The sequence below is a fragment of the Micromonospora sp. C31 genome (genome assembly GCF_018070575.1).
Lineage (GTDB): Bacteria > Actinomycetota > Actinomycetes > Mycobacteriales > Micromonosporaceae > Micromonospora.
In genome coordinates this window covers 1-14,767 of sequence record NZ_JAGPXN010000039.1, presented here as the reverse complement: position 1 = coordinate 14,767, position 14,767 = coordinate 1, and the positions used below count along the sequence as shown (strand labels likewise).

The following is a 14,767-nucleotide window of genomic DNA, read 5'->3' as shown; positions in this document are numbered from 1 at the left end:
CACGCTCAAAACCTGGAAGATCCTGGCCAAGCTGCGCTGCTGCCCACGCCGAGCCACCGCGATCGTGCAGGCGATCCTCGTCCTGCACCGCACCGAATCCAACCGCTACGCAGGATGAAAAGGGCTCCCTGATCCTGGTGGCAGGCCCAGCGGGGACGTGCATCGAGTCCGGACCTGGCTGGTGCTGTTCCGGGAGGGCCGGGACCGGTTATGAAGATCGGCATTCTTCATATCCGGGTGCGTGTCCGGCCCTCCCACCGTAGACCACGTACGTGCCCGGAGGGTTGAGCAGCGATGTCGATGCACGTGCCGGTTCGCCCGGCCTGGACCTGCGCCGGGTGTGGGCAGGCGTGGCCGTGTCTCACCCGCAAGCGGCAACTGTTGGCCGAGTTCGCTGGGGCGCGGGTGTCGCTGATGCTCTACCTGTCGCGGTTCTTCGTCGAGGCGTGCGTGGACATGCCCACCACCACGTCGGGGACGCTCTACCGCCGGTTCTTCACCTGGCCATACGAGCCATCCGACGGCCGCCACAGCAACGAGAGCGCCCCGCCGGGGCGGTGATCCCAGCGGGGCGCGTTCTCGGCTCGTCGCGTTCAGTCGTCGGAGTCGATGTCGTGGTCGTCGTCGGGTTGGTCGGGTTGCAGCGCCTGGTCCATGGACTCGATGGCGTGGCGTTGTAGGCGGAGCCGGACGTGGGAGTAGATGTCGGCGGTGGTGTGGATCTGCGCGTGGCCGAGCAGGTCCTTGATCGTCACCAGGTCCACGCCCTGTTCGAGTAGCAGCGTGGCGCAGGTGTGTCGCAGGTCGTGGAAGCGGATGTAGCGGACGTCGGCGAGTTCGCAGATGGCCTGGTGGTGGCGGTGTACCGCGGCCGGGTCCATCGGCCCGCCGGTGCTGGTGGTGAACACGAGCCCGGTTTCGTTCCAGTCGTCGGCGGCCTCGCGCCGGTCGATGTCCTGCCGCCTGTGGTAGCGCTTGAGCGCGGTGACGCAGTCGCGGGGAAGGACGATGCGCCGTGCGGAGCGGTGGGTCTTGACCGGCTGGAAGGTGGGGCCGCCTCGGGTGCGGGCGAGGGTGCGTCGCACGTACAGGTGACCGGTGTCGAGGTCGATGTCGTCCCAGCGCAGGCCGAGCAGTTCCCCGCGCCGTAGCCCGGTGCGTAGCGCCACTTCGAACAGTGGACCGTGGCGGTGGTAGGCGGCGGCGAGGAGGTAGCGGCGGGCTTCGCCGGCGGTGAATGGTTGGAAGTCGCTGCGCGGGGTGGGTAGCCGTACCGAGCTGGCGACGTTGCGGCCGATGAGGTCTTCGCGTACGCCGTCGGCGAGGGCGGCCGACAGCACTGCCCGGATGTAGCGGACCGTTGCCGGGCGGATGTGCTTGCGGCAGCAGTTGCCGATGGCGCAGCAGCGCGGCCGACGTGCCTTGACCGGATGGTTCGGGTTCCGCTTGGCGTCCCAACCCTGCGCGCAGCACTGGCACACGCTTGGGAGCCGGTCGAGGAACGTCCGCACCTCCCGCACCGTCAGCGTGCCGAGTTTCCGCCCGCCGAGGCCGGGGATCAGGAACCGGCGGACCAGGGATTCGTACGTGACGTAGGTGGTCGCCCGAAGCCGGTGCCGGGCGACGCCGGTCAGCCACGCGGTCAGGTAGTCGCCGACGGTGAGGTTCGGGTCGGCGGCCACGACCAGGCCCCGGTTCGAGTCAGCGAGCTTTTCGGCGAGCTTGTCCGCCGCCTGCCGGCGGGTGGCGCCGTAGACGTAGATGCGCTTGCGGGTGCCGTCGGCGGCGAGGACGTAGCCGGCGCCGCACCATCGACCGTCGGCGCGCTGGTAGATGGTGCCTTCGCCGTTGGCCTTTCTACCGGCCATGATCGGTCTCCTTGGTCAGTGAGTCGAGGTAGCCGGCCAGGGACCGGGCGGGAATGCGGCGGCAGCGGCCGATGCGGACGGAGTACAGCCGGCGTGAGCGGATGAGGTCGTAGACGGTGTGGCGGCCGACTTGCAGCCGGGCCATCACGTCGGTGACGGTCAACAGGTCGGGGCTGGTCACGTGTCCTCCCCGAGTTGGCCGGTGTAGCGCCAGTCCCCGACGGTGAGCAGGTCGGTGGTCGGGTCGACGCCGATAGCTTCGGCGTGTCGGGTCAGCCGCCAGCGGCGCCGCTCACCGCGCAGCGCGGCGAAGGTGGTCGAGTAGGCCAGTGACTTGCTGGTGACGTGGCCCCGGTAGCCGAGTTGGTGCGCCCACCGGCGCAGCCGCAGCCCTCGCAGGTCGGGCAGTCCGCCGAGCCGCCAGCAGGTCTCCACCAACATCCGGCCGTGCGCGGGAAGCCGGTCGAGGCTGATGCCGGAACGTCGGCCGGTGCCCGAGCAGACCCGGCACCAGCGCCGAGCGTCGTCGCCGGGGCGCAGGCCGTCGCCTCGACAAGCAGGGCAGAACAGCGGTGGCACGTCAACGCCGACGGCCTCGGCGGTCTTCGTGGCGTACTTCGCCACGTACCGGGCTACCACCACATCCCCCGCTGGCAGCGGCTGGATATCGACCTGCCGCCCCCACCGCAGCACACGCCCGCCGACGACCGCTGGCGTGGCGACGGCGACGACGGGGACCGCCCGGCGGATCGCGGTTTCCAGCAGGTGGGTTGTGGCCCAGGTCGGCGGCGGGGTCGGCAGGCCGTCCGGTCCGTCGAGCCTGACAATCGCATGGAAGTGGACCACGCCCCGCACCTGGAACTCGGCGACCTTGGCGAACGCCATCCGCACCTGCCGTGCCGCCTCACGCCGGGACAGGCCCGCCACAGCCGCGAGCGTGCGGCGTGCCTCGGTGGTGAACCGCGCCCACAGCATCCCCGCATGTGCGTTGAACAACACCTGCCCCGGATAGTCATAGCCACCCGGTTCGAGGGGGGTGCCGATCAGCGGATCGCCCGGCAGGTGCCACCGGCCGCAGCCAGCCCCGGCACGGTGGCAAGGACGAAGGACGCCGGCCCTTGCAGGTCCGAGGTGCACCGGCCCGAACGACGGCGCGGTCACCGTCACGAACACCCGCGGCCGAGGTACGCCACCTACCGCCTCCGTGGGCTCGTCGCGGAGCCCGGCGGCGATCAGGTGGAAGGCAACGAGCTTGTACAACGTCGAACACGCCGGACACCGCACGGCACGCCGGTTACGGCACCGCACCGTAATCGCCTGCCGGTCGCCGGTGTCAGCGAGGACACGGCCGGTCCCGGCCTCGACCAGCAGACCACGCCCGGTCAACCGGATCGGATGCCGGCATACACCGACCCGTCCCTCAACCTCGTGAGCGGCGGCGATGCGGAGCAGGGCGTCGAGGTCGACGCCGTGAGGGGTGGATGGCATCATCGGCGCAGCCCCTCTCCACTCGTGGGAGGGCTGCTTGCGGGGAGAGCGGCGGAGTGTTCTTGGCGGAATGAGCCGCCGCCCTCCCTGTCCTGGCTGCCGGGACGGTTCGCCCTGGCAGCATCGGCGAGCAGCCGCAGCGGGTCGCGCACCAGTCCGGCGGTGTCCGCCGCGATCCGGTCAGCGGCCTCGTCACTGACGTACGGGGTGCGCACGAGGGTGAACCCGGGTCGGCCTTCGGCGATCATCGAGGCGACCCCGATGTAGGCGGGGTCCTGCAACCGGCGCGGATGCTCATCCGGGAAGCCGGTGATGTCCGAGCCGAGGACCGCCGTGGCCGCCTCGCTGGTGCGTTGCGCGAAGCTGACCGCTACCTGGCAGTTGTCCCGGATCTTCGTCGGGATCGCATCACCGGTCGCCTTCTGCGTCGCCAGGATCACCTGGATACCGACGTTGCGGCCCTTACGCACCAACTCCTCCACCAGCCGTGCCGTCTGCCGCGCCACCGCGTCGCGCTTCTTCGACTCGGCGTCGGTGCCCTTGGACTCGTTGAAGAACGTGTGCGCCTCATCGATCACCACCACGACCAGCGGCCACGAGGCGGACGGGCCGAGATGCCACACGTTCTTCACCCCGAGCACCGCCCGGATACACCGCTGACGGCCCGTCATCAGCTCATGCACCCGCACCAGGTGATCACGGACCTGCTCCGGGTCGTCCTTCGCCGACAGCCACGCCCGACGGAACAGGTCGTCGTAGTCCGGGCCGCCCTTGCCGTCGATCAACACGAACTGCACCGCCGGACTCGGTGCGAGTTGACAGAACCGGGCGTTCAGCAGCGAGGTCTTGCCGAAGCCCGCCAGCCCCGCGACCACCACCCCGGACACCCCGGAGAAGCGGATGGTGACCGGCTGGCTGTCGGCGTCGACACCCGCCGACCACGTCTCCAGGTGGTCGGCGGTCGTGGTTTGCCCGTCCCAGGCGGTCGGTCGGGTGAGCGGGTCGACCAGCAGCGCCCGCAGCCGGACCAAACCGGGACGGACCTGCGCTACCCGCACCTGCGGCACCCGCCACGCGTCGGCGAGATGCCCGGCGGCATGCTGGAACTCGACCAGGCCGAGCCGGCCGACCGTGGAGGCGTCCACCTCGACACCCCACCGCCGCGCCCGCACCCGGACCGCCGGAACCAACTCCCGCCGCACCAGCACCGTCTGGGGCCGGGACGACCACCACGGCGGACGGACGTGTTCGGTCTGGCCCAGGCCCACCCGCACGGCGGTACGCCGCCACGTGTATCGGATCCGCCAGCCGACGCGTATCGCGGGCCGAATCTCGGCGTCTGCCAGCAGATACCGCACCAGATGCGCGGCCAACCAGGCGACCACCACGACGGCCGCCGCGCCCAGCAGCACGGCGGGAACCACGGTGAGCAGCCTCAGTTGAGCTGAATCGATCGTCGTCATCCAGGCTTCACCGCCGTCAACGCCGACGCGCGGAAGATCTGCCACGGCCGGCCGTTCTTCTCCCCCGCCACCAACGTCAGCCCGGTCGCCTTCACCCACTGGCCGACCGCGAGGTCCTTCGGCACCGACGGCTGCGGCACCGACACCCGCAACACCTGCGGAGTCCCACCGTCGGCCGTCAACGCCAGGGGCACCTCCACCAACGGCGCACCCGTGGCGCGGTCCGTGGCGGCAACCCCGTTCTCCTTGTCCTTGAACTGCGGTGTCGCCCCAGCGAGCACCAGCAGTCCCCTACCACCGTCAATCGGCAGTACCAACACGAGCGTTCTCCTTCGTTCGCCCACCACACCCCAACGGCACGGTTACTAGGCTTCCTAAGCTTCACGTGACAATCGCGATCTAGTCAAGGGGTTTAGCCCAAGAATCTTGGGTAGCCCGTGTAGCTCAATCAGGACAACACGACTACGATCAGCACATGCCGCACGACGCCGACGACCGACGCGCCCTGTTCCAACGGGTCGTCGACGACATCGTCGACCAGATCCGCACCGGCAAACTCGCCCCCGGCGACGTCCTCCCCACCGCCCGGCGCATGGCCGAAACCTACGGCGTCGCCTCCATGACCGCCCAACGCGCGCTACGCGAGCTGCAACACCGCGGCCTCACCTACGCCGTCGTCGGCAAAGGCACCTTCGTCCACCCTCAGGCCCCCGAACGCATCGGCACCGACGCCGACGGCCGGCCCATCGCCGCGACGGCCCAGACGCCGGTCATCGGCGACAACCCGGCACTGAACCGGCGCCTCGCCCTCTACCTACTCGAGCGCGACCGCATCAGCGGCAAGATCGTCGACGCGTTCATTAACAAGGACACCGCCGCCGCCTGGCAAGCCACCGAAGAACTCGCCACCCTCCAACAAGCACACACCGACCTCGCCGACGACCTCGCCGCCTACGAAGCCAACCTCGGACGAGCCGCCGCCAGCGAAGCGCCCGAGCCCGCCGAGCCGCCGACACCGAAGAAGGCACGCCGCAACCCCAAGGCATAGCCCAGCAGCCCGCCACCGACGGACCCACTGGGCTAAGAATTGCTTCACCAGATCAAGAACGGCCCGGCATGCGCCGGGCCGCGCGCGCACGCGCTACAGGCCTACGGCCCCGCGCGCACGCGCCCACGCAAAGGGCGACCCTAACGGCCAACTCAGCCAGCCATCGGCGCCGCGAGGAGCAGCTTCCGGGGACACCAGGCCGTGACGATCGCTTCACCGGGTAGGCACCGCGACACCTCCCGGCGATCGCCGCCACGACGCTACGCGCCGCGCCACCGGACAGACCTCACGCACAGTCACATTCGGGCAATTACATCTATTCATCTCCATACCTACTAACCATCTGACAGCAACCGTGACAGCAACCCAGGCGAACAACCACACCCACCTGCGCAGAACGGGGCGAGATCGATACTTTCGGTAATGAAGCGATTAGGCTGATCGAATCGAAATCGTGGGTCCATAATCCTCTGATGCATCGGCCACGGAGACGACGAAGTCTCGGGTGGGGAATGCGGATTTGAGCGCCGCGCGCCACATCGTCGCAATGCGCGGGGCCAGCTCGGCCAACACGGCGTATTCAGCTTCTGACTTCGGTGCAAACACGTCCCACAAATGAACGTGGTTGACAACATCCTCGACTGCGCTCGCATCTCCCTTGAGTTCATCGAACCAGACATCGACTCCGCGCCGCTCGAAGAGAAAGCCCAAGAAGACGCCATTGCGATACTCGGTGAACTCGGGCCAGAAGAGCATCGACATGGCGGCAGCCTCGCCCACGGTCGCCGTGGACTGCAGAAAGGTTCTTGGATCGAACGCCTCGCCAGCCCTGATCCAGCCCTCTAGCTGGGGAAGCTTGCTAAGATCCACGGCTTGCCTGCCTCTCTCTACTCTTCTGGCCCTGGCATCGTCCCACCTGCGTTTATCAGCACCCGATGCGCGGAAGATCCCCCGGGCCAGCCGGTGTCGCAATCTTGCTTTGCTGCGGGAAGACCCGACCGTCAGGAGTCACGTTCCGGCTGAACTCCTGGACGTGAGGTGTCGGCACTCCGCCATGTGCGGCACCAACCAAATCAACTCGCCGCAAGATAACGCCATCCGCATCGTATACGGCGTAGTTGCTAATGGCACCATTTTGAGTGCGGTAAAGAATTCCGTTCGCTGGTCCGCCTCCGTCAAGCGCGCCACCCACCGGGAATCGTCCCCCCTGCCAAGGGGTCGCCTTGCTGAGGTCAATGCCGCCGTTGTCGTTGTGCACCAGCACTGGCGTGTTGCCGGCGAGCACATAGTACGTGTGAATGCCGTCAACGGTCAGGTTGTAGGCGAGGTCCGTGCGGCCGGTGACGAGGCGGAGGCCGATGACTGACCTCGTCCCTCCATCCATGGTCTTGACGACATCGCCTGTGTCGAGCTCGTCGGCCCGTTGCCACTCGCGGTCTGTATGGTTCCAGAAGGGGTGATCCTCGGTCGTCATGACCGAGCCCCCGGCGAGATCGAGCCTGATCAGATCGTCGGAGTGGACCCAGACGTCCGTTACGACCCGGGGTCCCTGCTCACCGGCCTCCGGGTCCGAGGTCATGACCTCGTCGCCAGGCGAAATCTCGTCCAGGCGCTTCTTTGTCCCGTCGGCCATTAGGACCTCGGTATCGCCGCTGAAGCTCTTGCAGCCACAGCTGCAGCCACTTCCACCAGGGCGGCTGCCTCCCGCTGTGCGGCCCGCGCCGGCGGCGGCGCCGAGAGCACCGGTCCCACCGGGGATCAGGTCGTCGGAGGGTAAGGTCGCCGCCAGGAAGTCGAAGTAAGGGCTGTAGAGCTCCTCGATCCACTCCTGGCATCCGCCGGGTCGACCCATCTCGTGACAAATGTTCATAGCGAGCGTACGCTCGTCCGACGCCACTAGCTCATCGTTTGTGAAATACGACCTGCTTCCACCGAACCAGTTGGCACGCTGCGCGTTCCAGCGCCGGGTGAACTCTTCCAGCGAAATTGTCTCCGGAACTCGGATGACATTGCCGAGGATTCGTGGGTCGTTGCGCTTTTTGGGGGCGGTGCCGCTCAGTCCTTGACCGGTTCCCCAAGTGACGTTGTCGGTAGAGCCGCAGCCATGCGGACAGCCTTCGGTGGGGCTGTATCCGTAGCAGTCGAAGATCGCGCAGTCGTCGTTGATGAGGCCACTGGGGTCGCTGAAGGTTACCGGCGAGTTGTTGGCGTAGGCATACCCGTTCCACTGTTGCGGGTCCGCAAGGTCCTGCAGAGGGTCAAGGGATACGAAGCGGCCGATTGTCGGGTCGTAGTTGCGGGCACTTACCTGAGTGAGTCCTGTATTGGTGTTGAGCGGCTGGTTGAGGAAGCCACGGTTGTCGGGGTAGGTCACCGTCGCCCCGCGTGGCTCACCATAAGGGGTGTACTGCCGCCAGGTGGGAACCTGTGCGGTGTTGTTGAGATAGAGGCTTGGTGTGCCCTGGTGGTCGGGGATCATGTAGCTGTAATTGACGCCGGTGCCCGTCCGCACGGCAGTCGCGCCATTGGGCAGCGGGTAGTACCGCACCCCGCTCAGAGTTTGGGTGCTGGTGTTGAGGGTGATCTGCTGAGTCGGCAGGTACAGGGTTGCCTGGCCGGGGTCTTTCTGGATCAGAAGGTTGCCATCGGCGTCGTACAGGAAGCTGCTGTCGCCGCCCGTGCCTCCGGTGACCGCGGCCAGCTCGCCGGTGTCGTCCCAGCGGAGGGACTGGTTCCCTCGGCCCGCGGTGCGGGTGGTCATGTTGCCGGATTCGTCGTATGTGTACGCCGTGGAGCCGGTTAGCCCGCCCGTGGTGCTGGTGCTGGTCAGCGTGTTCGGCTGCCCCTCGCCATTGCCGTTGTAGACGTAGTTGGTGGTGGTGTCGTCGCCGCCGGTCAGCGAGTATTGCTTCTGGCTCTTGCGGTTGCCGAGCGCGTCCACGGTCCACTCGGTCCAGTAGGCGCTGGTCGAACCGATTCCGCTGCTGACCATCGACCGGTTGCTGCTGGTCGGCGTCACCGCGCAGTCGTCAGTGGCTGTCCATGCGGAGGTGACTTGGCGCAGCGAGTTGTAGCGGTAACACTGTGTCTCTGCGGCCGTCGAGGGTTGGTAGCGGGTCTCGACCTGCTTGATGGTGTTGCCGAACAGGTCGTACTTGTAGTCCCGTTGCCCAATATTCGTGGTGCTAGTAGTGGTTTTCGTGATCTTGCGTTGCATCAGACGACCGGTGTGGTCGTCGTACGTGTTGACGAGGGTGGCCTGGCTGGTGCTCGCGTTGATCCCGCCGCCAGTCACCCTGCCCCACGCGTCGTAGTGGGTGACGTTGGCGTAGGTGGCGAGCAGGCTGCTGGCGGTGGTCGGCAACTCCAACACCCCGGTGTAGCCGTAGGTGACCGTTTCCGACGGGAGACCGCCGTTGGCCTGGTACGTGTCGCTGTACGGCGCATTGGTGACGGCCAGGTATCTGTGGCCGACTGTGTAGGTGTTGCCGAGCAGGCCCTCGGTGGCCGGGATGGTGATCGTCTCGCCTGTGGAGGCACCGAAGGTGTTGAAGCCGTTGTACTGGGTGATGTAGGCGGCGTTGTTGCGGTAGGCGGTGGTGGTAGTGAGCTTTCCGATCGGATTCGTCATTCCAGGCACTGCCGCGTTGTCGTTGTCGTAGACCCAGGAAGCGATCTGGTTGGTCGACGACTGCGCGGCCTGCTTGGCGGCGAAGCTTCCAGTCTTGCGGTTGATCTTGTCGTAGCTGTAAGAGACGGTCTTGAGTCTGGCGTCGGTGGCCTCGGTGATATTGCCGATGCCGTCGTACTTGGTGGTGCTGATGCCGGCGTCCGGGTCGCTCTTGCTGGTGACCCGGCCCAGTAGGTCGTATTCGCGGGTCCACGTGTTGCCAGCGGCGTCCGTGAGGGTCGACTGGTTGCCGTGCCCGTCGAAGCCGTAGCTGGTTGCCACCGTTGTCCCACCGGTCAGGTAGTACGCGCCGGTGAAGGAGTTCGACGGGCTGACGAGCGTCGGGGCGGCGGTGTACTGAAGTAGCTGCGTGGTGCGGCCCATCGGGTCGGTGACAGTGGTGGTGGTGGTGCCGCCCGTCGGCGGAAGCACCGTGGTCCGGTCGCCGTTGTAGACGGTGCGGGTGGATGAGACGACGAGGTTGTCCCGGGCGTTCTCAACGAGGATGGCCCTGCCGGCGCCGTCATAAGTGTTGAAGGTCTGATTGAGAACCTTCTTGCCGAGGTCGGAGGCATGGACAGGGGTGTTACCGGGGCTGTTGGCGGCGTCCCACCAGCCGTTGTAGGTGGCCCGCACCCAGCCCCGGCTGTCGTAGAAGGTGTCGGTGATCAATCGGCCGCCCGCCGGGCTGACGACTTGGGTCTGGCGCGGTCGCAGCTGCGCGTCGTAGATCGATGTCGAGATGGCGTAGCTGCCGGAGTTGTTCAGCTTCTCAACGGTGGTGGCGGTCGGCCCAGTCTTCTGGACGGTGTACGTGTAGCGATAGTGAGGCGAGTTGCTGGTCGCCCGGGACGCTAGCCAGATCGCCTTGACCCGGCCGAGAGCGTCGAACTGTCGGCTGGTCACGATGCTGTTGGCGTCGGTGGTGACCGTGGTCAGGTTGCGTTTCGGGGTGACCGTCGACGACGTCGAGTGGCCCTCGGCGTTCGTCGTCTTGGTGCCCGTGGTCAGGCCAACGGCGTTATCCGTGTAGCTGGTGGTGGTCTTGTTGCCGTTCGCGTCGTAGGCACCGACCGCGCGGCCGTAGGTGTCGAATTCGGCGCGGTCGGTGGTCTGGTAGACGTACGCGCCCGAAACATAGCCAGTTGCCTTGCGGACCATGGTCACGATGCCCTTGGTCGGGACGACGGGCTGGGGGAAGGTGGTGTCGAACGCTGGGTCGTCGTAGTAGGTCCGGATGTGTGAGACAACCTGCGTGGGCCTGTTGACGGTGGCTGGTGCGGTCAGTGTGTTCACGCTTCCGGGCACGGACGCCGGGGAACCCTGAGTGAACCCGCCGCAGGCCACCGAGACCGTTTCGATCTCGCTGATCAAACCGACGATGTTCTTGTCGTTGTTCTCGTCGATGTTCGTCGGCGCGTACGTCTTGCTGGTGCAGCGGTCATAGGCGGGGTGCACGGGCACGGAGTGTTCGTACGAGTGCTTGAGTAGACCGAAGGTCGGCGAGTTGACCGAGGTGTCGTACGTGTGGTCGGTTTGGCTGTAGCGCCATGTCGTGGTGCCGGTGGTGGTTACCGCTTGCCGGCTCCAGGTCTGGATCGGCGCTGTCCTTGTCGCCGTAAGCGCGGGCAGACCAGTCCTGCTTCGGGTTGCGCTCGCAGGCGAGACCCAGTATGAGGTTACGGTCGAGGTCTCGACCGGGCCGCCGTCGCCGCGGTATGTCGTGGTCTCCAGAGCCCGGCCGGCGAGCTGGTCGAGGTCCTCGTGGTCGCCGCCGGCGGAGTCCCTGACGTTGACCACGGTGGTGTTGTTGTTCTTGGACATGCCCCGGTAGTAGGCGGTGACCGTCAGCGTCTGCGGGTCGTTGTCGACATCGCCATTGCGGGTTTCGACCGTGCCGTAGCCGCGGAACTGACCGTAGGTACGGTACTTGGTCTTGACGACCTCGTTGTCGTCGTAGTGCCAGGCGGCGCCGCCAACGTATTTGTAACTGGTGGAGGTCTTAGGCGCGCCGCCGGTTGGGTCGGTGGCGGAGACTTTCGTCACCGCGTACTTGTGGAACCAGTCGCGGATCGGATTGGTGAGGCCATCCGGGGCCCAGTAGACCGGATAGCAGGACCTGGTGTTCGAGGCGGGGCTGGTCGTGACCGGGGCAGTGCAGAGCAGCGGTAGTTCGTAGCTTGCGGTTATGACCGAACCGGTCTCGGTGGTGATGGTTTCGATCCGCTGCCGGTAGAACGACGGAAAACCGCCGGTGACGTCGACACGGTTGGACAGTTTGATACCGGTGAACGACACAGATGGCAGGCTGATCGGGGTGGTGGAGCCGCCGGAGGAGAGGTCGTGACCAGTGCGGGTGATCGACGTGAGCCACAAGGTCGGGGCGGTGCCGTCGCCGGTCGGCGGCATGGTGTGCGTCAGCGCGTATGAGTCGACCGGTTCGTATTTGGCGCTGGCCACGTTGTACTGCTGGGCCTCGATTGAGGTAAGCCGGACGGTCGAGAAGAAGGACGGGCTCCACGACCTGCAGTCGGTGCCTTGGTTGCAGATCAGGTCGAACGGGACGTCTGGCCAGTTGGCCTTGGTGGTGTCGTTTAGCGGTTTGCAGGTGCTGGAGAGGCAGCGGTCGTCGGTGTGGAAGATGACCCTGTTCGGCACGGTGCCGTAGGCGTTGCCGTCGGTGAAACCGTAGTCGATGCGCTCCAGCCAACTGTCCCGGATATAGGGAACGTCGCTGGTTCCCTCGTCGCGACCGTAATAGTTGGTGTCCTGCTTGTAGTAGTAGGACATGGCATTGCCGTGGACATCTTTGACGTAGTCGAGATTCCAGCGGTACGCCATCGTGCAGACTGACGCGGTGAAGCCGGCAGAGTCGTAGCAGGGGTCACCGTCATGCGGCGAGTAGACCGGCGAGTAGTCCACCGAGTTGGTCTCGGGTTTTTGCGCGGACCAGCCGGGGAGTCGGTTACGGCCGAACTCGTAGATAGTGCCGTCGGGCTCTGTCACCCGCCAGTAATCGGTGTTGTAAGTGTCGCTGCCGTTGTTGGAGCCGGTTACCTTCTTGATCAGCGAGCCGTTGTCGCTCTGGAGCTTCCAGGTTTTTTTGCCCGCGTCCCACACCATCGACGCCGACGATCCGTTGAGCGATAGCGTCAGGATAGGGCCGGCGTAGCAGCGGTCGTACGTATTCTTCGGCGATGGGCTGCCGCGCGGATCGTCTTTACAGGACACAAAGGTTTGCTCTACATAGTTTCGTGGTGTCGACCAGCCATCCCCTACCCAGGACGCCTGCGCGTTAGTCGCGGCGGTCTGCCCGTCCACCGCGCTGGAGCTATAGGACAGGGCCAGTTGCGGAGCCAACTTTGAGCGGCTCGACGGCACCGTCAACGGGTACGAGTAGCTGAAGGAGCCGGTGCTGCCGCCGGCGGTCCAGGATCCGGACGGATTCAGGTCAGTAGCGGCGTAGGTTCCACCGGCGCCGCCTTCGTCACCTGCGCCCGCGACTGCGGCCAGCACTGTGGTCGCGGTGGCGGCCGGCTCGGTCTGTCCCGCGATGGCGCTGGCCGGAATCTCCGCTGACACCGTCTTACCCGCGACGTCGTTGCTCGACGGCAAGGGCCGAAGGGTGCGGCACTCCGCCCGCTTCGGAGTAGTCAACGCACATGCGGGCAACTGGACGATCTTGAGCCGGTAGCCGTAGTTTCCGCCGTATGCTTCGGCGAAGCCGGCGTAGTCCAGCCCCACCCGGAGAGACGCGCCGCCGGGGGTTTTCGAGGCCGTTGTTGCCTGTGGAGCGACGGTGAGCAGGACCCCGTCGATACCGGCAGCCTCGGTCGCGGCGCGATCGAGCACTCGGACGTCGAGGCGCTGGGGACCGGCGTAAGGGACGCCGCGCTTTGCCGTGGGCTGCACCCAGACCGGGGTTCCTGCGGCCCGCACCTTGCCCTGCGCAGCGGCGGCTTGGGTGCCGACAGGAGTCAGATCGACCTGTGCGGCGGCGGGCTTCGGCCATTCGGTGCGCGTAGGTCGATGATTGTTCTTCGCTGCGTCACGGGAGGTCACGAACTTGGTAGGCAGCGGCTTCACGCCGGTGACCGACCGGCCAGGTGACGGCACCGGAGGTTGGACCCGACCGGCCTCCTGCGTCTTCGCGCTCGCGGGCGCCCCTGACAGCGTTCCCGCGGTGACCGACGCGATCGCAAGGAACGCGACTAGCCGTTGGCGGCGCGTGAGCAGCCGCTTCCCCCCGTGCCTGGCCATCCAAACCCCTACGTGAGCGAGGACAAACAAAACCACGGAGGGCATCTACGAGAGCACCCCGTGGCGCGAACAATGTGTCATGCCGCGAGGGACAGAAGGTCACGAGAAGGTAACGATTGATCACTGTCGTTCGCTCAAAACCGTCCCAAGTGACCTCCAAAGGGGAAGTTTGGGTCTGGCTTCCCAGAGCCGGCCCGGCTGGCTCTTGTGGTCGCCGCCAGTGCGCGACAGCATGCCCCCGGCACTGAAGAGTCCTCACCTACGCCATCTGCCTCGCCGGACGGCAGACCACACCTTCACCACGTCGTCGGCCCGCAAGCCCGAGCCTTTGCGACAGCGTCGGATAACCTGCACCCAACGACGTCATGTGAGTTGATCGATCACTTGGGCCCGCCTCCCTCACCAAACCTCGGCCTGACCGACGTTCGAAGCCTCACCGCCGAGTAGCTACAGACGTCCCTGTCCCCGGGTCGACCTGAGCACCCTGAGCAAACTCATCCCCACGGCAGCCAAGGAACAGACAGCAATGCCAGACCAACACGACCTTCACACCGCGCCCGCCGCCCCCGAGCCTCGGAAGCACAGGCGCCGGCTCCTCCTGCTGACCTGCGTCGTGCTTTGTATCGTCCTGCTCAGCCTCGCCGGGGTGGCCGTGCATCGGCGCGCTAGCTCAGCGGATGACCAGGACAGCGGTGTGAGCGCATGCAGCTCGGCCAGCGCGGTCATCCGAACCGACCGGGGAGAGGCGGTTCCGAGCGCAGAGCTGGACCGCTTGGCGCAGCTGTTCAGTAGCTCAAGGTACGAGGACCTGAAAGCCAGCGGCGAACTCGCCAGCGGCCTGGCTCAGAGGGTGGTTCGGGAGGCTTTGTCTGATGTGGGTTTGACGGTTCGTTAGCGGCCCTGGTGGGGGCTACGCGGACGTCGCCGGCGGGGCGAGGGTGAACAGTCCGGCCTCGGGTTCGGTGAGGAT

9 protein-coding genes and 1 pseudogene are annotated in these 14,767 nt (G+C 66.3%); 3 read left to right on the top strand and 7 right to left on the bottom strand.

What is annotated here, in order from left to right:
• Positions 1–118, top strand: a pseudogene (locus tag KBX06_RS27085) (IS5/IS1182 family transposase); the annotation flags it as partial.
• Between the two features lie 263 nt (positions 119–381).
• Entirely contained in the window at positions 382–561 is a 180-nt protein-coding gene (locus KBX06_RS27080) for a hypothetical protein (protein WP_374225681.1), read from the top strand.
• Between the two features lie 32 nt (positions 562–593).
• On the opposite strand, the gene KBX06_RS27075 is transcribed toward KBX06_RS27080, so the two are convergent.
• From KBX06_RS27075 to KBX06_RS27055, 5 genes are read right to left on the bottom strand one after another with little or no spacing between them, the layout of a single operon-like run.
• On the bottom strand, positions 594–1,868 hold the full coding sequence (locus tag KBX06_RS27075) for a site-specific integrase (RefSeq protein WP_210839867.1): 1,275 nt from the start codon (positions 1,866–1,868) through the stop codon (positions 594–596).
• Positions 1,858–2,049: a helix-turn-helix domain-containing protein gene (locus KBX06_RS27070; RefSeq protein WP_210839865.1), complete on the bottom strand. Its 192-nt coding sequence runs from the start codon at positions 2,047–2,049 to the stop codon at positions 1,858–1,860. Before KBX06_RS27070 ends, KBX06_RS27075 begins: the two co-directional genes overlap by 11 nt.
• On the bottom strand, positions 2,046–3,359 hold the full coding sequence (locus KBX06_RS27065) for a replication initiator (RefSeq protein WP_210839863.1): 1,314 nt from the start codon (positions 3,357–3,359) through the stop codon (positions 2,046–2,048). Before KBX06_RS27065 ends, KBX06_RS27070 begins: the two co-directional genes overlap by 4 nt.
• The gene (locus KBX06_RS27060) at positions 3,356–4,819 is read right to left on the bottom strand and encodes an FtsK/SpoIIIE domain-containing protein (protein ID WP_210839861.1); all 1,464 of its coding nucleotides are present in this window, start codon (positions 4,817–4,819) and stop codon (positions 3,356–3,358) included. Before KBX06_RS27060 ends, KBX06_RS27065 begins: the two co-directional genes overlap by 4 nt.
• The gene (locus tag KBX06_RS27055; RefSeq protein ID WP_210839860.1) at positions 4,816–5,139 is read right to left on the bottom strand and encodes a hypothetical protein; all 324 of its coding nucleotides are present in this window, start codon (positions 5,137–5,139) and stop codon (positions 4,816–4,818) included. The genes KBX06_RS27060 and KBX06_RS27055 overlap by 4 nt, the downstream gene beginning before the upstream one ends.
• A 155-nt stretch (positions 5,140–5,294) precedes the next feature.
• Between KBX06_RS27055 and KBX06_RS27050 the strand changes: the two genes are divergently transcribed.
• The gene (locus tag KBX06_RS27050; protein ID WP_210839858.1) at positions 5,295–5,867 is read left to right on the top strand and encodes a GntR family transcriptional regulator; all 573 of its coding nucleotides are present in this window, start codon (positions 5,295–5,297) and stop codon (positions 5,865–5,867) included.
• Positions 5,868–6,299: 432 nt separating this feature from the next.
• On the opposite strand, the gene KBX06_RS27045 is transcribed toward KBX06_RS27050, so the two are convergent.
• Positions 6,300–6,737, bottom strand: a complete 438-nt coding sequence (locus KBX06_RS27045; RefSeq protein ID WP_210839856.1) for a hypothetical protein — start codon at positions 6,735–6,737, stop codon at positions 6,300–6,302.
• Between the two features lie 55 nt (positions 6,738–6,792).
• The gene (locus KBX06_RS27040) at positions 6,793–13,797 is read right to left on the bottom strand and encodes an RHS repeat-associated core domain-containing protein (RefSeq protein ID WP_247686759.1); all 7,005 of its coding nucleotides are present in this window, start codon (positions 13,795–13,797) and stop codon (positions 6,793–6,795) included.
• Positions 13,798–14,767: the final 970 nt, after the last annotated feature.